Here is an 18,033-nt window from a genome sequence, read left to right on the forward strand (position 1 = left end):
ATAAAAGAATTATTCAACTACTTGTGATAATACTTCACCTATTTTATCGTTTATGCATAATGTAGCCAGGTGATCATATTGAGTGCTACTCTTATTGATTAATATTAAGTTCTTTCCTCTAAAATATCTAATTAATGAAGCGGCAGGGTAAACAACTAATGATGTACCTCCGATTATTAATGTATCTGCGTTACCTATAGCTTTAATTGATTCATTTAAAACTGTACTATCAAGTGGTTCTTCATATAAAACTACATCTGGTTTAACTATTGAAGAGCACTCTGTACACTTAGGAACTCCAGTAGAAGAAAGTATGAAGTCTAGCGGATAAAATTTATTACAGTTAGTGCAATAGTTTCTGTGAACTGACCCATGAAGTTCATAAACTCTTTTACTTCCAGCCGCTTGGTGTAATCCATCTATATTTTGAGTTACAACAGCTTTTAATTTTCCCATCTTTTCTAATTTAGCAAGTGCTATATGGCCCTTATTTGGTTTAGCATCAGTATAGATCATTTTATTTCTATAGAAATTATAAAACTGTTCCGTATGATCAAAGAAAAAACTATGGCTAAGTATTTGCTCTGGTGAAATGCTTAGTTTATTTTTATCATTATAAAGCCCACCAGAAGACCTAAAGTCTGGAATGCCAGATTCTGTTGACATACCAGCTCCTCCAAAGAACACTATGTTATTACTATTTTTAATAATTTGTGCTAATTGTTGAATTTTATCATCCATAAAAACATCTCCAAACTAAATTTATTAATTTTATTATGTCATAACTAACAATAAAAAAAAAATAAGTTTATAATATATAATATACATTAATTACAAATATTTGAAATTTAGGGGTGTTTATTTGGATTCAAAATATTTATTTGTATTAATTGCTTATTTGTATGTGTTTATAAGATTTATAGTAATATCATTTAAAATTTATAGAAATGCTGAGTCTATTAATTATTTATACTTCTCCCCCATAAGAATAAATAAGGAGAATAAATATACATTGCTTAAATATTCATTATATATGGTAATAATAAATCTTATTATAATAAATATATTGCTATTTAGATTTAATGTATATTTAGTATTAGCTTTAACTGGATTATATTTTCCTATAGTCACAAAAGTAGAACGTATTTATAAAAAAAGAGAGTGATAATGAAAATATACTAAATAAATAATATTGTATTTAGATAATATAATTTATTTAAATGCTATTTGTATAATGGGGGTAATGGAATTGGCCAATATATTAGTAATGTATCAATCAAAATATGGTGCTACCAAAAAATATGCAGAGTGGTTAGCTGAAAAATTATCATGTGATTTAATCAAAACTAAAGATGCCAATATAAATAAAGTTATAAAGTACGATACGATAATATTAGGGGGAGGTATTTATGCATCAGGTATAGCTGGAATATCTTTTCTTAAAAAGCATTATACGAAGTTAAAAGATAAAAAAATAGTAGTTTTTGCAGTTGGAGCATCTCCATATAATGAAGAAGTAATTAAGAGCTTAAAAGAACATAATTTAAGAGATGAGCTTAGAAAAATACCATGTTTCTATTGTAGAGGAGCTTGGAATGAAGAAAAAATGTCTTGGAAAGATAGGACTCTTTGCAATATGCTTAAAAAGGTTGTTTTAAAGAAAGATCCATCTAAGTATGAACCTTGGGAGGAAGCGTTAGTTGAGGCTATTGGTTCAGAGTGTGATTGGACTTCTGAGGAAAATATTAATCCGATTATTGAGTTTATAGAAGCTAATAAGTAGAGGAATAATAATTTTTAAAATAACTTTCTCTATATTGTTTACATATAATGTTTAATTATGTAAAATTTAGTTAAGGGGTATAAGTTAAAATTAATATACTTTTAGAAAGTGTATAAATATAAAATTTAAAGGATGGGGAAGTTATGGGTAAAAATTTATCACAAGAGTATAGGGAGCTTGTAAAAGAAAAGTTATTAAAATTCTCAGAGCAAATGATAAGCGAATTTAAAGAATTAGATACATATGATTTTTGTAAAGAGATTAGAGTACTTGGATTTGAAATACATTATATGTGTGATATAACTATGTATTGTATGCTTGACATTTCTGAGGAGGCAGAATGCAATTGTGATGAGGAACATTTCTGTGACATTAAAAATTTCGCAGAAGGATTAGATGCTGAAATTCAAAGTATAAATGATGAAAAGTATGATTATGAAGTGAATCAATGTGAAATAGTAGCAGAAGAAACTTTAAGATGGATGTCTGAGTGTTTAGAAAAAGCAAATCTTAAAAATATAACATTACCTATGTATGGAAGTGTACATGATAATAATAAACTATATAATTTAAGAGAGAATAGATATTTTACAAATGAAGATTATGATTTATATTCAGAATATGAAGAGTTTGAATAAGTGAGTTCTAAGAGTAATTAGATTAAAAATATACAAGAGATTAATATAAGATCTTGTATATTTTTTTCATCTATATATTAAATCCTATTATATAAATTATAAAAGTTAAAAAATATATGAAAAATACAAAAAAAGTGTTTGACAGTTAAAAAAAGATTTACTATAATAATCTTGTATCTAGTGATTATGGCATAGAGGAAACACGCCTTTCCATTCCGAACAGGAAAGTTAAGCTCTATAGCGCTGATGGTACTTCACGGGTGACTGTGCGGGAGAGTAAGACGTTGCTAGGTTTATACGGCTCGATAGCTCAGTTGGTAGAGCAGCGGATTGAAGATCCGCGTGTCGTAGGTTCGATTCCTACTCGAGCCACCAAGAAAGCACTAACTTTTGTTAGTGCTTTTATTTTTTTTATAAATTAAATGAGGTGTATAGAGATGTTATTAGAGGTATGTGTAGGCAATTATTTAGAAGCAGTAGCTGCATTTAAAAATGGAGGAAATAGAATTGAACTTTGTGATAACCTTCAAGAAGGGGGTACAACTCCAAGTTATGGAACTATAAAAAAAGCTGTAGAAAATATTAGTATTCCTGTAAACGTAATAATAAGACCTAGAGGTGGAGATTTTAATTATTCAGATGAAGAATTTGAAATAATGAAAGAAGATATAGAAATATGTAAAAAGCTTAAAGTAAATGGAATAGTATTTGGTGTATTAAATGAAGATAAAACTGTAGATATATATAGAAATAAAATTCTTAAAGAATGTGCAGGAGATCTTAAAACAACATTCCATATGGCTTTTGATGAAATAGAAGATAAAAAAGCTGCTATAGATATATTAGTAGATCTTGGAATAGACAGAATACTTACTAGAGGCGGAGAAATCGGTGCACCAAACAATGTAGAAATATTAAAAGAGTTAATTGAATATGCAGGTGATAGAATAATAGTTATGCCTGGTGGTGGAATTAATTCTAATAATAGAGAAGAAATAGAAAAATTAACTGGTGCAAAAGAATTGCATGGTACAAAAATTGTATAAATAATAAATAAAAAGATTTGGTTATAATTATAACCAAATCTTTTTATTTATCTAATTGATATTTAAGTTTTGCTTAAGAAAATTTTAAGAAGTATTGTTTATACTTATAAGTAAGAATTTGGTATAAGAAAGTGGTGAGCATGTTGGATAAAATTTTTTTAAGTGATAAAGAATATGAAATAATATCTAAAGGGATAGTTTTTGGAGTACTATTAGGTACATTAATAGGAATGTTATATGGAGAAATAATTTTATTCTTTTCTCTAGGAGGAGTCCTTGGAATAATTTTGACAACAATACATACACTTATTAAAAGAAATAATAAAAAGGTAATTTGAATAAAGCGATTCATATTTTTATATAATGCATAATATTATATTAAGAAAATATTTTTACTGGGGATGTAAAAATGAACTTTATAATAGTTATGACCATAATAATTTTAATCGCAACATTAATTGGGAAGTTATCATTTAGAGAAGAAGATATTAAAAAAGAAATTGAGAGTCCTCTTTATGATATGGAAACCCTATTAATAATTAAGAAATATGGATTAATAACTGATGATCAGTATAAACAAATGTTGAGCAATGTAAATAAAACTATATAGCATGACATTATTAGGTATAGATTTATATATACCTTATTCCTCTAAAAATAAAATGGATGATTAATAAAAGTATTAATCGTCCATTTTATTTTTTTATATATTTTCAATCTGCCAATCTATTGGAGTTTTGTTTATACTTTTTAAAAATTCATTTGTTTTAGAAAAAGGTTTGCTTCCAAAGAATCCTCTTGAAGCTGAAAGAGGACTTGGATGAACAGATTGTATTATATAATGTTTTGGATTTGTAATAAGAGCCTTCTTTTTGATTGCATTATTACCCCAAAGTATAAATACAATAGGATCCTCTCTATCATTTAAAACGGAAATAATCTTGTCTGTAAAAATAGACCAACCAATTCTTTGGTGAGAATTTGCCTTATGAGCTTCAACTGTAAGTGTTGTGTTTAATAAAAGCACACCTTGATCTGCCCATTTTTTTAAGTAGCCATTGTTTGGGATGAAACATCCTAAATCATCATGTAATTCCTTATATATGTTTACAAGAGAAGGTGGTATTTTATTTCCAGGTTTTACAGAAAAGCTAAGTCCATGTGCTTGATTTGGTCCATGATATGGATCTTGACCAAGTATTACAACTTTGACATCTTTATAAGGGGTAAAGTGTAATGCATTAAAAATATCATACATATCTGGATAAATAGTTTTAGTTTTATACTCATTTAAAAGAAAGTTATGTATTTTTCTATAATAATCTTTTTGGAATTCATCATCTAAGAAGTTTTTCCAATCATTTTTTAGAATATTTGACATAAAATCACCTCTTTATAAAAGTATAGCATACAAATAAGGGCAAAAAAGGGGGAATAATAGTCTAAATATTTAAAAAAATAAGAGAAACATTACCTAGAGTGTCAATATAAATAATTTTAAGTAATAATGAATAAAATAGAGAAAATAAAAGATAATACAAATATATAAAAAATATTATCTGTGATATAGTTGTTAATTATGTTAAGATAATACACGTCGCTGATGCAAAACAAAAAGTTCGACAAGTTATTTTAAATAAAAAACTTGTTGACAAAGAGAACATCAGATGATAAGATAAAAAACGTCGCAAAGAGCGGTGATAACACTTTAAAAACTTAGAAAAAAGTTTTTAAAAAAGTGTTGACACGAAAGTCTCTAAGTGATAAGATAATCAAGTCGTTTGAGTGCGACAGAGAAAAAATTGGTCTTTGAAAATTGAACAGAATATATAGAATACATTTAAACCAGCAATTCTTTTATAAAGTAAGTTTTATGAGTTAAAAGATTAAACTTTTTATTGAGAGTTTGATCCTGGCTCAGGACGAACGCTGGCGGCGTGCCTAACACATGCAAGTCGAGCGATGAAGTTTCCTTCGGGAAACGGATTAGCGGCGGACGGGTGAGTAACACGTGGGTAACCTGCCTCATAGAGGGGAATAGCCTCCCGAAAGGGAGATTAATACCGCATAACATTGCAGTTTCGCATGAAACAGCAATTAAAGGAGCAATCCGCTATGAGATGGACCCGCGGCGCATTAGCTAGTTGGTAAGGTAATGGCTTACCAAGGCGACGATGCGTAGCCGACCTGAGAGGGTGATCGGCCACATTGGGACTGAGACACGGCCCAGACTCCTACGGGAGGCAGCAGTGGGGAATATTGCACAATGGGGGAAACCCTGATGCAGCAACGCCGCGTGAGTGATGACGGTCTTCGGATTGTAAAGCTCTGTCTTTGGGGACGATAATGACGGTACCCAAGGAGGAAGCCACGGCTAACTACGTGCCAGCAGCCGCGGTAATACGTAGGTGGCGAGCGTTGTCCGGATTTACTGGGCGTAAAGGGAGCGTAGGCGGATTTTTAAGTGGGATGTGAAATACCCGGGCTCAACCTGGGTGCTGCATTCCAAACTGGGAATCTAGAGTGCAGGAGGGGAGAGTGGAATTCCTAGTGTAGCGGTGAAATGCGTAGAGATTAGGAAGAACACCAGTGGCGAAGGCGACTCTCTGGACTGTAACTGACGCTGAGGCTCGAAAGCGTGGGGAGCGAACAGGATTAGATACCCTGGTAGTCCACGCCGTAAACGATGAATACTAGGTGTAGGGGTTTCAACACCTCTGTGCCGCCGCTAACGCATTAAGTATTCCGCCTGGGGAGTACGGTCGCAAGATTAAAACTCAAAGGAATTGACGGGGGCCCGCACAAGTAGCGGAGCATGTGGTTTAATTCGAAGCAACGCGAAGAACCTTACCTAGACTTGACATCCTCTGCATTACCCTTAATCGGGGAAGTTCCTTCGGGAACAGAGTGACAGGTGGTGCATGGTTGTCGTCAGCTCGTGTCGTGAGATGTTGGGTTAAGTCCCGCAACGAGCGCAACCCCTATTGTTAGTTGCTACCATTAAGTTGAGCACTCTAGCGAGACTGCCTGGGTTAACCAGGAGGAAGGTGGGGATGACGTCAAATCATCATGCCCCTTATGTCTAGGGCTACACACGTGCTACAATGGCAAGTACAGAGAGATGCAATACCGCGAGGTGGAGCTAAACTTCAAAACTTGTCTCAGTTCGGATTGTAGGCTGAAACTCGCCTACATGAAGCTGGAGTTACTAGTAATCGCGAATCAGCATGTCGCGGTGAATACGTTCCCGGGCCTTGTACACACCGCCCGTCACACCATGAGAGTTGGCAATACCCAAAGTTCGTGAGCTAACGCGTAAGCGAGGCAGCGACCTAAGGTAGGGTCAGCGATTGGGGTGAAGTCGTAACAAGGTAGCCGTAGGAGAACCTGCGGCTGGATCACCTCCTTTCTATGGAGAATTCAGTTAACAAGATGATTAACTGGTAAATAAAAAATTCGAAATTCGGGTTTCTTCTTTAAAAGAAGGTTTAAAAAATTCTGTTCAATTTTGAGAAACCAAGTTTCTCAAAATAAAATGTTCTTTGAAAATTGCATATGAATATAAATTGTTGATACAACAAGCCAAGAAAAAATGTATTTTTACAAATACTATTCTTTGTTAGATCTGAATTGTAATAATTTTGATATAAATGACTAAATAGGTCAAGCTACAAAGGGCGCATGGTGAATGCCTTGGCATCAGGAGCCGATGAAGGACGTGATAAGCTGCGATAAGCTTCGGGTAGGCGCACATAGCCAGAGATCCGGAGATTTCCGAATGAGGAAACTCACATGGGTTAACCCCATGTATCATATAGTGAATACATAGCTATATGAGGGTAACCTAGGGAACTGAAACATCTAAGTACCTAGAGGAAGAGAAAGAAAAATCGATTTTCTTAGTAGCGGCGAGCGAAAAGGAAAGAGCCCAAACCAAAGATTTATCTTTGGGGTTGCGGACAGAACATTAACTTAGGAAGCTATTGTAACCGAAGATAACTGGAAAGTTAAACCGTAGAGTGTAATAGTCACGTAGGTGAAACGAGAAAGCCTAAAGTTCTGATCCAGAGTACCACGAGACACGTGAAACCTTGTGGGAAGCAGGGAGGACCACCTCCCAAGGCTAAATACTACCTGATGACCGATAGTGAAGCAGTACCGTGAGGGAAAGGTGAAAAGAACCCCGGGAGGGGAGTGAAATAGAACCTGAAACCGTGTGTCTACAACCGATCAAAGCCCCTTATGAGGGTGATGATGTGCTTTTTGTAGAACGAGCCAACGAGTTACGGTATGTAGCAAGGTTAAGTACTTAAGGTACGGAGCCGAAGGGAAACCAAGTCTTAATAGGGCGACTAGTTGCATGCCGTAGACCCGAAACCGGGTGACCTATCCATGGCCAGGTTGAAGCGAGGGTAAAACCTCGTGGAGGACCGAACCACGTTGCTGTTGAAAAAGCATGGGATGAGCTGTGGATAGCGGAGAAATTCCAATCGAACTCGGAGATAGCTGGTTCTCCTCGAAATAGCTTTAGGGCTAGCGTCGGACATGTGAGTAGTGGAGGTAGAGCACTGAATGGGCTAGGGGGCATAGCGCTTACCGAACCTTATCAAACTCCGAATGCCACATACTTTTAATCCGGCAGTCAGACTGTGAGTGATAAGATCCATGGTCAAAAGGGAAACAGCCCAGATCGTCAGCTAAGGTCCCAAAGTGTAAGTTAAGTGGGAAAGGATGTGGGATTTCTAAGACAACTAGGATGTTGGCTTAGAAGCAGCCACTCATTGAAAGAGTGCGTAATAGCTCACTAGTCGAGAGATCCTGCGCCGAAAATGTAACGGGGCTAAACTTACCACCGAAGCTACGGGTTCACACTTAGTGTGAGCGGTAGAGGAGCGTTGTAATCGGGCTGAAGTCGTACCGTAAGGAGCGGTGGACTGATTACAAGTGAGAATGTTGGCATCAGTAGCGAGATGTAGGTGAGAATCCTACAGGCCGAATATCTAAGGTTTCCTCAGGAAGGTTCGTCCGCTGAGGGTTAGTCGGGACCTAAGCCGAGGCCGAAAGGCGTAGGTGATGGACAATCGGTTGATATTCCGATACCACTATAATCGTTATTATCGATGGTGTGACGGAGAAGGATAGGATGTGCTAACTATTGGATGTTAGTCTAAGCGTTTAGGGAGTTAGAGTAGGCAAATCCGCTTTAACAATCCTGAGGCGTGATGGGGAAGGTTCCACGGAACCGAAGTATCTGATTCCATGCTTCCAAGAAAAGCATCTAGAGAGAGAAGTAGTGCCCGTACCGCAAACCGACACAGGTAGATGAGGAGAGAATCCTAAGGCCGGCGGAAGAATTGCAGTTAAGGAACTAGGCAAATTGACCCCGTAACTTCGGGAGAAGGGGTGCCTACGAGAGTAGGTCGCAGAGAATAGGCCCAAGCAACTGTTTAGCAAAAACACAGGTCTCTGCTAAAGCGAAAGCTGATGTATAGGGGCTGACGCCTGCCCGGTGCTGGAAGGTTAAGGGGAACACTTAGCGTAAGCGAAGGTGTGAACTTAAGCCCCAGTAAACGGCGGCCGTAACTATAACGGTCCTAAGGTAGCGAAATTCCTTGTCAGGTAAGTTCTGACCCGCACGAATGGCGTAATGACTTGGGCACTGTCTCAACTGCAAATCCGGCGAAGTTGTAGTGCGAGTGAAGATGCTCGCTACCCGCGATTGGACGGAAAGACCCCGTAGAGCTTTACTGTAGCTTAGCATTGAATTTCGGTATTATCTGTACAGGATAGGTGGGAGACTGGGAAATTAGGACGTCAGTCCTAATGGAGTCGTCCTTGGGATACCACCCTGATATTACTGGAATTCTAACTGGACGCCATGAATCTGGTGACAGGACATTGTTAGGTGGGCAGTTTGACTGGGGCGGTCGCCTCCTAAAAAGTAACGGAGGCGCCCAAAGGTTCCCTCAGAACGGTCGGAAATCGTTCGTAGAGTGCAAAGGCAGAAGGGAGCCTGACTGCGACACTCACAAGTGGAGCAGGGACGAAAGTCGGGCTTAGTGATCCGGTGGTACCTCGTGGGAGGGCCATCGCTCAACGGATAAAAGCTACCTCGGGGATAACAGGCTGATCTCCCCCAAGAGTTCACATCGACGGGGAGGTTTGGCACCTCGATGTCGGCTCGTCGCATCCTGGGGCTGAAGTAGGTCCCAAGGGTTGGGCTGTTCGCCCATTAAAGCGGCACGCGAGCTGGGTTCAGAACGTCGTGAGACAGTTCGGTCCCTATCCGTCGCGGGCGTAGGAAATTTGAGAGGAGCTGTCCTTAGTACGAGAGGACCGGGATGGACTGACCTCTGGTGTACCAGTTGTTCTGCCAAGAGCATAGCTGGGTAGCTAAGTCGGGAAGGGATAAACGCTGAAAGCATCTAAGCGTGAAGCCCACCTCAAGATGAGATTTCCCATAGCATAAGCTAGTAAGACCCCTTGAAGAACACAAGGTTGATAGGTCAGAGGTGTAAGCATGGTAACATGTTCAGCTGACTGATACTAATAGGTCGAGGGCTTGACCAATAAAAACAGACGATCAACAAAAATTCATATGCAATTTTCAGAGAACACTCTGATATCTGGTGATGATGGCATAGAGGAAACACTCCTTCCCATTCCGAACAGGAAAGTTAAGCTCTATAGCGCTGATGGTACTTCATGGGTGACCGTGCGGGAGAGTAAGACGTTGCCAGGTACATACGGCTCGATAGCTCAGTTGGTAGAGCAGCGGATTGAAGATCCGCGTGTCGTAGGTTCGATTCCTACTCGAGCCACCATATATGGGGGTATAGCTCAGTTGGGAGAGCACCTGCCTTGCACGCAGGGGGTCAAGAGTTCGAATCTCTTTATCTCCACCATTTAAAGATGTTCGTTAATGAACATCTTTTTTTATTTTTAATATATAAGAATTTAAAAAAGAATACACATAATATTTTATTTTTCTAAAAATAATCCACAGTTTTAATAGTTTTATGTGTATTTAAGTCACAAAAATAATAAAAAGTGTGGATAATTTTAAAATAAAGTTATAAGTATTACAATTATTGTTTAATTTGTATTATTTAGATTGTTATTATATATATAAATTGATAGAATAGATATATACAATACAAGAGAGAAGGAGATTTTAATATGGAAAATAAAGTATTAGCAACAGTTGGTTCATATGAAATAACTGAAAAAGAATTAAATGAAATAATTTCAAAATATCCAGCAGACAGAAAAATGATGTTTGAAAGCGAGCAAGGTAAGAAACAATTATTAGAACAAATGATTCAATTTGAATTATTAAATCAATTCGGAAAAGAATTAAAATTAGAAGAAACAAATGAATATAAAGAAACAGTTGCTCGTTTATCAAAAGAAATATTAACTCAAATGACAATAAGCAAAGTTTTAGCAGATATAACTGTAACTGATGAAGAAGCTAAGAAGTACTATGATGAACATCAAGAACAATTCACAGAACAACCTACAGTATCAGCTAAACATATATTAGTTGAAAGTGAAGAAGAAGCTAACAAGATAAAGAATGAAATAGAAGATGGAACTATGACTTTTGAAGAAGCTGCTTCAAAATACTCAAGCTGTCCATCAAAAGAACAAGGTGGAAATCTTGGAGCATTTGGTAGAGGAATGATGGTTCCAGAATTTGAAGAAGCTGCATTTGCTGCTGAAATTGGAAAATTAACTAATCCAGTTAAAACTCAATTCGGATACCACTTAATATTAATTGATGAAAAGAACGAAGGTAAAGTAAAAGCATTTGACGAAGTTAAAGATGCTGTTGTTCAACAATTAATCCAAGAAAGACAACAAAGAAAATACTTAGATGTATTAAAAGAATTAGAAGCTAAATTCACAGTTGTTAGAAAATAGTTTTATATATATGAAAGACTACACTTATACAAGTGTAGTCTTTTTCTATAAAGTTATATAGCTATATCATCTTGTGGAATTAAAACTCTAAAATCATTTATAAATCCATCAGAATTTTTAATTATTTCATCTTTATCTAAGACACTACATTCATCCTCAACAGCTATAACTTTCATTCCTGCCTTTTTTGCACCTTTAACAGCAGGTAATATATCTTCAAAAACAATACATTCCTCTGGCTTAACATTAAGTTTTTTAGCTGCAAGCAAATATACGTCTGGTTCATGTTTTCCAATGCTAACTTCATCTGTTATTGTAATAGCATCAAAATAATCGTAAATTTTATTAAACTTTAAAGAAGCTTCTAATAATTCAGTTGAGTTACTAGTAGCTAGTCCTATTTTAATATTTGATTTTTTTAAGAAGTCTAAAAATTCTACAACACCATCTTTTAAAGTAATATCAGATGAATAATGATTATAAGCCATAGTATTCCAAGTATTTTTAATATCATCTAATGAATCTTCTAATTTAAATCTTTCCTTGAAATAAACAGCTACTTGGTTAAAACTTAAATGGCTAATTTCATCATTTAAATCACTAGGTACAGGAATATTTTTTGAAGTTAAATAATCTATATCTATTTGATCCCAAAGAGACATTGAGTTTATAAGGGTACCATCTAAATCAAAGATTGCAGCTTTTATATTAGTAAGCATATGTAATTTCCTCCTTTTAAGTAAATAAATATAGGATAAATAGTACCATAAAACTACTTATCCTACAAATTATTTTATAAATCTCTATTAAAAATCTTAGTTTTATCTTTATCTAATAAGTCCTCAAGTGAATTTATATCCAATCTATGAAATATTTCATTTAAAATATCACTATGTGTTGCAACTTTAATTGGTGAGGAATATGCAAAATTATTAACAGCGTCTGTTCCTTTAGTTGTATCAATTAATTTCTTTGGTCCACCAACACAGCCACCAATACATCCCATTCCTTCAATGAAGTTAAATTTAGCATCCTTATTAGTAACTTCATTTAATAAAGCCTTACATTCTTTAACTCCACTTGCGCTCTTTTGGAAGAAGACATCTTTTTTATTAGGGAACAATTCACTAACTGCCTCAAATATAGCTGTACTTACACCATTTGCTCTAGCATAAAGTCTACCACCTCTTGAAGTGTATTCTTCTGAAATGGTTTCAGGAAGCTTGCTAGGGTTAATATTAAGAGTATCAAATAAACCTTTCAACTCTTCAAAAGTAAGAACAAGGTCAACATCACCTATTAAATCTTTTTCCCTTGCTTCAGCCTTTTTGGCAATACAAGGTCCTATAAATACTACTTTAACATCAGGATTAAGTTTCTTTAGTACTCTTGCAGCTGCAATCATTGGAGATACAGATGGTGTAACATACTTAACTAAATCGTTATAAACCTTTTTTACCATACCAATCCACATAGGACAGCAACAAGAGGTTATTAATAGATCATCTTTACTAGAAACGTGATGATTAAATTCAGAGGCTTCTTTAATAGTTAGCATATCAGCAGCAAAGGCTACCTCAACCATATCAGTAAATCCTAGTTTTATAAAAGCAGTTCTTAATTGATCCATAGTAACGTCATCACCAAATTGACCAATTATCGCAGGAGCAACTGTAGCAACAACCTTTTTATTACTTTTAAACAAATCAAGTAAAGGTATTAATTCAATTTTATCTAGATAACTTCCACAGTCACAAGCATTTACGCAAATACCACAGTCAGTACATAGATTGCTATCTATATAAGTATTTTTAGATATAGGATCTTTTAAAATAGCATCAAATGGACAAGAGTTTTGACATGCTGTTTTACCATTTTCTTGAGTTGAACAAGAAGAACATTTAGAGATTTTCTCTACCAATTTAGTTTTTACGGAATAATTAGTAATAGCTTTCTTTAAGTTATAAATATAATCACCATCTTCTTTAACAGAAACACCGCATAAAGAAGAGATAATAGATTTAATTTCGTCTTTAGAATATTCTTTAGATGAAAGTAAATTATTGACTTTATCATCAAAAGTATTATCATAATAAGATGATATTAATTCATTTAATATATTTTGATATTTTTTATTCATAGAAGTTCCTCCAATTATATTATTACTATATATATATTATTAATAAATTTGGTAATAATAATACCTATAGAGGAAAAGAATAAAAAGAGAGGAATTTTAAACTATGATATGGTTAGTAATAGGTTATCTAATAGTTGCAGTAGTTACTTTATCATTATGTAAGGCAGCTAGTTTAGATAGGGAATATAGAGAAGAAGAATATAATGAAGATAATAAATAATTGAAAAACTGTTGCAATAAGTAGTGCGACAGTTTTTTATGTAAAAAATAAATATATAAATTCTATGCTTTTATTAAAGGTAAGCTTATGTTAATAAAGATAAGTTTAAATATTTATATTTAATATTTTTACTAGAAATTTTTATAAAAACTGCTAATTAAGTATATAATATTTGATAAATACAATTTGATATTATTTTAAAACTTTAGTTAGTTTTTAATTATTTTATTTTACATATGTAAAAAAAATGATACAATGTAAATATCAATATTGGAAACGTATACTTTAAAATCTTATTTTATCTTTTAATTAATATTAAGGAGAAGATAAAAATGAACGAATTTAGTTTAAAAACTAAAATATATTTTGGAGAAGGATCTTTAAATAAGTTAAGTGAAATATCAAATAAAAATGTACTAATTATATGCGATAAGTTTATGGAAGAAAGCAAAACAGCAGAAAAGATCTCAAATAAATTAAATAATTGTAGAATTTCTATTTTTAGTGATATTGTTCCAGATCCTAGTGTTCAAATAGTTGCTCTAGGAGTTCAAAAGCTTAAAGATTTAAATGCAGATATAATTATTGCTCTAGGCGGAGGTTCATCAATAGATGGAGCTAAAGCTATTAAAAAATACTATAACAATCTCTTTAAAGAGGATTCAAAAACGATAGAATTTTATGCTATACCAACTACAAGTGGGACAGGTTCAGAAGTTACAGAATATGCAGTAATAACTAACAAAGAAGAAAATTTAAAATATGCATTAACTGATAAATCACTTCTACCTGATGTTGCTATTTTAGATGCAGAGCTTACTAAAACAGTGCCTAAATCTATAACAGCAGATACTGGTATGGATGTAATAACTCACGCTATTGAAGCCTATGTTTCAAAAAATTCTAATGATTTCTCAGATGCTTTAGCAGAAAAAGCATTATGTTTAGCCTTTAATAATTTAACATTAGCTTATAATGAACCAGCAAATATAGTTTCTAGAGAGAAACTTCATAATGCATCTTGTCTTGCAGGTATGGCATTTAATGCTTCAGGACTTGGAATAACTCATAGCTTAGCACATGCTATAGGAGGCAAGCTTCATATACCTCATGGAAAAGCTAATGCTATAATACTTCCTTACGTTATGGAGTTTAATGCTAACATTGATAATAATTCATATATGCAAGAATACAATTCAGTTGCATTAAAATATCAAAGACTTGCAAAAATTTTAGATATAAACGCACATAGTACTATTATAGGAGTTAATAACTTAATAAGAAATATAATTAATTTAAAGAGAGATTTATCTATTCCTAAGAATTTAATAGATCTTGGAGTAGATATTAAAGTAGTTAATGATTCTAGAGAAGAAATAATAGATGCAGCCTTAAAAGATGTATGTACTAGTTCAAACCCTAGAGAAGTTTCTAGAAAAGATTTAGAAATATTATTAGATAAAGTAATTGGAATTTAGAATAAATAGGTTAAGCATATATTTTGCTTAACCTATTTATTGTTTTACATATTTTAATATATTTAAATATTTATTAACAAAATTGTTTCAAATAATTACTATTTTTATATTGAATTATTAACATAATAAATATATATTAATAATAGTTAACAATTTTAACTAGAAGTTAATAAAAGGGTGGAGAAATAACATATGAAGGATGAGATGTATTATATTGGTAAAGTGGAAAAGGTTTGCAAAATAAGCAAAAAAACATTAAGGTACTATGATAAACTAGGTGTTTTGTCACCTGATGCTGTACACGATGAAAATGGATATAGATATTATAGTAAAGAAAATATGTTGTCTATTCCAGTAATAAAGTATTATAAGCAAAGTGGTTTTAAACTTGAAGAAATTAAAAATTTAATTTGTAAATCTAAATGTACTGAAATTGAGGAAAATTTTCGAGAGAAAATAAAAGAGCTTGAAGAAGCTGAGAGAAATCTAAATTTAAAAAAGCAATCTATAAGGGATTGGCATTCTTTAGTTAAAGAAGCGAAGATGGTTATTGATAATAATTTAAATGAAGTATCGGCTAAATATTTAAATAAGATTGATATGTTATATTTAGATCAAGAATTTGATTACGATTACATGGATTCAATAATAAATATTGATTTTACTAATTATATCGAGAGTATTGGAAATGCAATTACAGGGCCAGTTATAATACAATTTCCTTCTTACGAAGAAAAGATTAAAGGAAATTGCAAAACTATGAGAATAATTCAGAAAGGCCTTATAAAATGTGAAAAAGAAAAAACTATCGAGTTTGGAGGAGGCTTAGTAGCAGCATGTTACCATATAGGTTCTCATGATAATATTAATGATACTTATAAAAAAATAAAAGACTGGATAAAATTACACAATTATGAATGTGAAGATGAATGCTATGAAAGATATGTAGTGGATTATTGGACAAGTAAAGATAGTAGAAATTTTGTCACAGAAGTTATGATAAAAATAAAAGATTAGATTAAATTTAAAGGTTATATAAAAAGGTTACCCTTAGGTGTAATGTTTTTATATGACTTTTTTTTATTTTTAACCCATAATATTTAGAAAATTATATAAAAATGAGTAAAATATACAAAAAAGAGCGGTTTATTATAAAAAATGATATTTATAAAAATCATAAATTTACTATTGACCTTTGAGTTAAGGGGAGGGATTATAATTAAATTGAAAAGAATAAAGATAAAAATAAGAAGTATACAAAACGTTCCAATAAAAAATAATTTTATAGGTATAATTACACCTAAAAAGTAAACGTTTAAAGACGAAATTATTGCTAAATTTTTAACAAAGCAATCAGTTTATTTATAAATTAATTAATAGGGGAGGAGTTCTTATTTATGTCAGAAGTATCAGTAGGAATTGATTCTAAAGCAAATACTAATGATAAAAGACTTAGTAGAGCTATGGAATTGAAAGCAAAAATGAAGAGCAATTTCTTTAAAAAAGGAGTTGCAATAGCACTATTTTCAGGTATTTCATATGGTCTTTATACTGCATTTTTAACAATGGGAATGAGTAAAGGAGTTTGGGCAGATTGGTATGGAGCAAACACAGCAGGACTTTCAGCTTTTGTTATAGTTTACTTACTTGCTGCACTTGGAAATGCAATTAATGATACTTGTAGTGCTTTTTGGGCAATTGGAAATTCATTAATCCAAGGTAAGTTTAAAGATTTTTTAAGATGTTTATTTTCTAAACCAGGAAAGATAATTATAGGGGCAGCACTTTTAGGAGGACCATTAGCTGGAACAGCTTATGTTGTAGCTCTTCAAATGGCAGGTCCAATTATAGTTCCTATATCAGCTCTTTGTCCTGCAATTGCAGCGATACTTGGAAAAATACTTTATAAGCAAGAAATTACAAAACGTATGGCAGTAGGAATTGCAATATGTGTATTTGCAAGTTTCTTAATAGGAAGTACAGGATTTTCAGGAGGAGTTTCAGGAACTGTATTTTTAGGAATTTTTATAGCAATTGTAGCAGCTTTAGGTTGGGGATTTGAAGGATGTGTTGCTGGATATGCATCAACAATGGTTGATCCACAAATAGGAATCTGCATTCGTCAATTATCATCAGGTATAGCAAATCTTTTCATAGTAGTGCCTATAATGGGACTTTTAGCTGGGGATTTACAAATTTCTAAAAATCTAGCTATTCAAGCATTCACTAGCGGACCTGCAATGATATGGTTTATTTTAAGTGGATTATTAACATTCTTAACATTCATGACTTGGTATAAAGGAAATAGTATGTGTGGTGCAGGACTTGGAACTGCTTGTAACGGTACATATTCATTCTTTGGACCTTTCTTCTGTTACTTAGTTTTAGGAGTGATTTCAGGAATGGATGGATGGTCACTACCAGCAGTAGCTTGGATTGGAGCTATTATAATGATGTTTGGTATCTTAACTATAGCGACAAATCCTTTAGACTTTTTTAGAAAGAAGGAGGCATAAATTTTATGAAACCTTTAAATTATGCTATATTAAAACATTTTACAAAAGTTCATGAAGCTTCAGTATTAGATGTTATGGAAGCTTTAAATGAAGATTACTCAAATTTTAGAACATTTAATAAAGAGTCTATAATTGATGCCTTATTAACAGCAGAAGCTAATGGATTAATCGAAGAAACTAGAGTCGATTTAGATGAAAATGATGAGCTTATTATCTTTTATCATGCAAATGAAGAAAGTAAAGCTGCAATTAATGGATATATAAAAGATTAATTTAAGATGGAGGT

General features: G+C 33.3%; 14 protein-coding genes, 3 tRNA genes and 4 rRNA genes. 17 read left to right on the forward strand and 4 right to left on the reverse strand.

What is annotated here, in order from left to right; all coding sequences use genetic code 11:
- Positions 1 to 9 precede the first annotated feature (9 nt).
- Positions 10 to 741, reverse strand: coding sequence for an NAD-dependent protein deacylase (locus ACZ5TJ_RS01820; RefSeq protein WP_464200912.1), 732 nt, complete (start codon positions 739 to 741; stop codon positions 10 to 12).
- Between the two features lie 508 nt (positions 742 to 1,249).
- On the opposite strand from ACZ5TJ_RS01820, the gene ACZ5TJ_RS01825 reads away from it, so the two are divergent.
- The 7 genes from ACZ5TJ_RS01825 (at position 1,250) to ACZ5TJ_RS01855 (ending at position 4,077) form a co-directional block, all read left to right on the forward strand.
- Entirely contained in the window at positions 1,250 to 1,783 is a 534-nt protein-coding gene (locus ACZ5TJ_RS01825; RefSeq protein ID WP_464200914.1) for a flavodoxin domain-containing protein, read from the forward strand.
- Between the two features lie 143 nt (positions 1,784 to 1,926).
- Positions 1,927 to 2,421, forward strand: a complete 495-nt coding sequence (locus ACZ5TJ_RS01830; protein WP_464200915.1) for a hypothetical protein — start codon at positions 1,927 to 1,929, stop codon at positions 2,419 to 2,421.
- A 176-nt stretch (positions 2,422 to 2,597) separates the two neighbouring features.
- A 5S ribosomal RNA gene (gene rrf / locus ACZ5TJ_RS01835) occupies positions 2,598 to 2,714 on the forward strand.
- Between the two features lie 6 nt (positions 2,715 to 2,720).
- Positions 2,721 to 2,796: transfer RNA gene (locus ACZ5TJ_RS01840), tRNA-Phe, on the forward strand.
- 56 nt (positions 2,797 to 2,852) lie between these two features.
- Positions 2,853 to 3,467: a copper homeostasis protein CutC gene (locus ACZ5TJ_RS01845; RefSeq protein ID WP_464202251.1), complete on the forward strand. Its 615-nt coding sequence runs from the start codon at positions 2,853 to 2,855 to the stop codon at positions 3,465 to 3,467.
- 140 nt (positions 3,468 to 3,607) lie between these two features.
- A complete protein-coding gene (locus ACZ5TJ_RS01850) occupies positions 3,608 to 3,805 on the forward strand; it encodes a hypothetical protein (protein WP_464200916.1) in 198 nt (65 codons plus the stop codon).
- A 71-nt stretch (positions 3,806 to 3,876) separates the two neighbouring features.
- Entirely contained in the window at positions 3,877 to 4,077 is a 201-nt protein-coding gene (locus ACZ5TJ_RS01855; RefSeq protein ID WP_464200917.1) for a hypothetical protein, read from the forward strand.
- 93 nt (positions 4,078 to 4,170) lie between these two features.
- On the opposite strand, the gene ACZ5TJ_RS01860 is transcribed toward ACZ5TJ_RS01855, so the two are convergent.
- Positions 4,171 to 4,848, reverse strand: a complete 678-nt coding sequence (locus ACZ5TJ_RS01860; RefSeq protein ID WP_045725367.1) for a uracil-DNA glycosylase — start codon at positions 4,846 to 4,848, stop codon at positions 4,171 to 4,173.
- A 513-nt stretch (positions 4,849 to 5,361) separates the two neighbouring features.
- Between ACZ5TJ_RS01860 and ACZ5TJ_RS01865 the strand changes: the two genes are divergently transcribed.
- From ACZ5TJ_RS01865 to ACZ5TJ_RS01890, 6 genes are all read left to right on the forward strand, one after another.
- A 16S ribosomal RNA gene (locus ACZ5TJ_RS01865) occupies positions 5,362 to 6,876 on the forward strand.
- Between the two features lie 252 nt (positions 6,877 to 7,128).
- Positions 7,129 to 10,037: ribosomal RNA gene (locus ACZ5TJ_RS01870) — 23S ribosomal RNA — on the forward strand.
- Between the two features lie 55 nt (positions 10,038 to 10,092).
- Positions 10,093 to 10,209 (forward strand): 5S ribosomal RNA (gene rrf, locus ACZ5TJ_RS01875).
- Together the 16S, 23S and 5S rRNA genes with 2 tRNA genes alongside form the textbook arrangement of a ribosomal RNA operon.
- A gap of 6 nt (positions 10,210 to 10,215) precedes the next feature.
- A tRNA-Phe gene (locus ACZ5TJ_RS01880) sits at positions 10,216 to 10,291 on the forward strand.
- A 5-nt stretch (positions 10,292 to 10,296) separates the two neighbouring features.
- A tRNA-Ala gene (locus ACZ5TJ_RS01885) sits at positions 10,297 to 10,372 on the forward strand.
- Positions 10,373 to 10,646: 274 nt separating this feature from the next.
- Positions 10,647 to 11,393: a peptidylprolyl isomerase gene (locus tag ACZ5TJ_RS01890; RefSeq protein ID WP_464200919.1), complete on the forward strand. Its 747-nt coding sequence runs from the start codon at positions 10,647 to 10,649 to the stop codon at positions 11,391 to 11,393.
- Between the two features lie 53 nt (positions 11,394 to 11,446).
- Here ACZ5TJ_RS01890 and ACZ5TJ_RS01895 read toward each other — a convergent pair whose 3' ends face one another.
- Both ACZ5TJ_RS01895 and ACZ5TJ_RS01900 read right to left on the reverse strand, forming a co-directional pair.
- A complete protein-coding gene (locus ACZ5TJ_RS01895) occupies positions 11,447 to 12,112 on the reverse strand; it encodes an HAD family hydrolase (RefSeq protein WP_464200921.1) in 666 nt (221 codons plus the stop codon).
- A gap of 74 nt (positions 12,113 to 12,186) precedes the next feature.
- The gene (locus ACZ5TJ_RS01900; RefSeq protein WP_464200922.1) at positions 12,187 to 13,533 is read right to left on the reverse strand and encodes a [Fe-Fe] hydrogenase large subunit C-terminal domain-containing protein; all 1,347 of its coding nucleotides are present in this window, start codon (positions 13,531 to 13,533) and stop codon (positions 12,187 to 12,189) included.
- 552 nt (positions 13,534 to 14,085) lie between these two features.
- Here ACZ5TJ_RS01900 and ACZ5TJ_RS01905 point away from each other — a divergent pair.
- From ACZ5TJ_RS01905 to ACZ5TJ_RS01920, 4 genes are all read left to right on the forward strand, one after another.
- On the forward strand, positions 14,086 to 15,231 hold the full coding sequence (locus ACZ5TJ_RS01905) for a 1-propanol dehydrogenase PduQ (RefSeq protein WP_464200923.1): 1,146 nt from the start codon (positions 14,086 to 14,088) through the stop codon (positions 15,229 to 15,231).
- A gap of 192 nt (positions 15,232 to 15,423) precedes the next feature.
- A complete protein-coding gene (locus tag ACZ5TJ_RS01910; protein WP_464200925.1) occupies positions 15,424 to 16,248 on the forward strand; it encodes a MerR family transcriptional regulator in 825 nt (274 codons plus the stop codon).
- A gap of 446 nt (positions 16,249 to 16,694) precedes the next feature.
- Positions 16,695 to 17,747 (forward strand): hypothetical protein, encoded by a 1,053-nt coding sequence (locus ACZ5TJ_RS01915; RefSeq protein WP_464202253.1) that lies wholly within the window; start codon positions 16,695 to 16,697, stop codon positions 17,745 to 17,747.
- Between the two features lie 5 nt (positions 17,748 to 17,752).
- On the forward strand, positions 17,753 to 18,019 hold the full coding sequence (locus tag ACZ5TJ_RS01920) for a hypothetical protein (protein WP_464200927.1): 267 nt from the start codon (positions 17,753 to 17,755) through the stop codon (positions 18,017 to 18,019).
- Positions 18,020 to 18,033: the final 14 nt, after the last annotated feature.

It is taken from the genome of Clostridium budayi, assembly GCF_055396605.1.

Excerpts from the sequence above, each read along its gene's own strand:
- ACZ5TJ_RS01820 (WP_464200912.1), bottom strand. The coding sequence starts at position 741 with ATGGATGATAAAATTCAACAATTAGCACAAATTATTAAAAATAGTAAT.
- ACZ5TJ_RS01830 (WP_464200915.1), top strand. The coding sequence starts at position 1,927 with ATGGGTAAAAATTTATCACAAGAGTATAGGGAGCTTGTAAAAGAAAAG.
- ACZ5TJ_RS01850 (WP_464200916.1), top strand. The coding sequence starts at position 3,608 with ATGTTGGATAAAATTTTTTTAAGTGATAAAGAATATGAAATAATATCT.
- ACZ5TJ_RS01855 (WP_464200917.1), top strand. The coding sequence starts at position 3,877 with ATGAACTTTATAATAGTTATGACCATAATAATTTTAATCGCAACATTA.
- ACZ5TJ_RS01860 (WP_045725367.1), bottom strand. The coding sequence starts at position 4,848 with ATGTCAAATATTCTAAAAAATGATTGGAAAAACTTCTTAGATGATGAA.
- ACZ5TJ_RS01890 (WP_464200919.1), top strand. The coding sequence starts at position 10,647 with ATGGAAAATAAAGTATTAGCAACAGTTGGTTCATATGAAATAACTGAA.
- ACZ5TJ_RS01895 (WP_464200921.1), bottom strand. The coding sequence starts at position 12,112 with ATGCTTACTAATATAAAAGCTGCAATCTTTGATTTAGATGGTACCCTT.
- ACZ5TJ_RS01900 (WP_464200922.1), bottom strand. The coding sequence starts at position 13,533 with ATGAATAAAAAATATCAAAATATATTAAATGAATTAATATCATCTTAT.
- ACZ5TJ_RS01905 (WP_464200923.1), top strand. The coding sequence starts at position 14,086 with ATGAACGAATTTAGTTTAAAAACTAAAATATATTTTGGAGAAGGATCT.
- ACZ5TJ_RS01910 (WP_464200925.1), top strand. The coding sequence starts at position 15,424 with ATGAAGGATGAGATGTATTATATTGGTAAAGTGGAAAAGGTTTGCAAA.
- ACZ5TJ_RS01915 (WP_464202253.1), top strand. The coding sequence starts at position 16,695 with ATGGAATTGAAAGCAAAAATGAAGAGCAATTTCTTTAAAAAAGGAGTT.
- ACZ5TJ_RS01920 (WP_464200927.1), top strand. The coding sequence starts at position 17,753 with ATGAAACCTTTAAATTATGCTATATTAAAACATTTTACAAAAGTTCAT.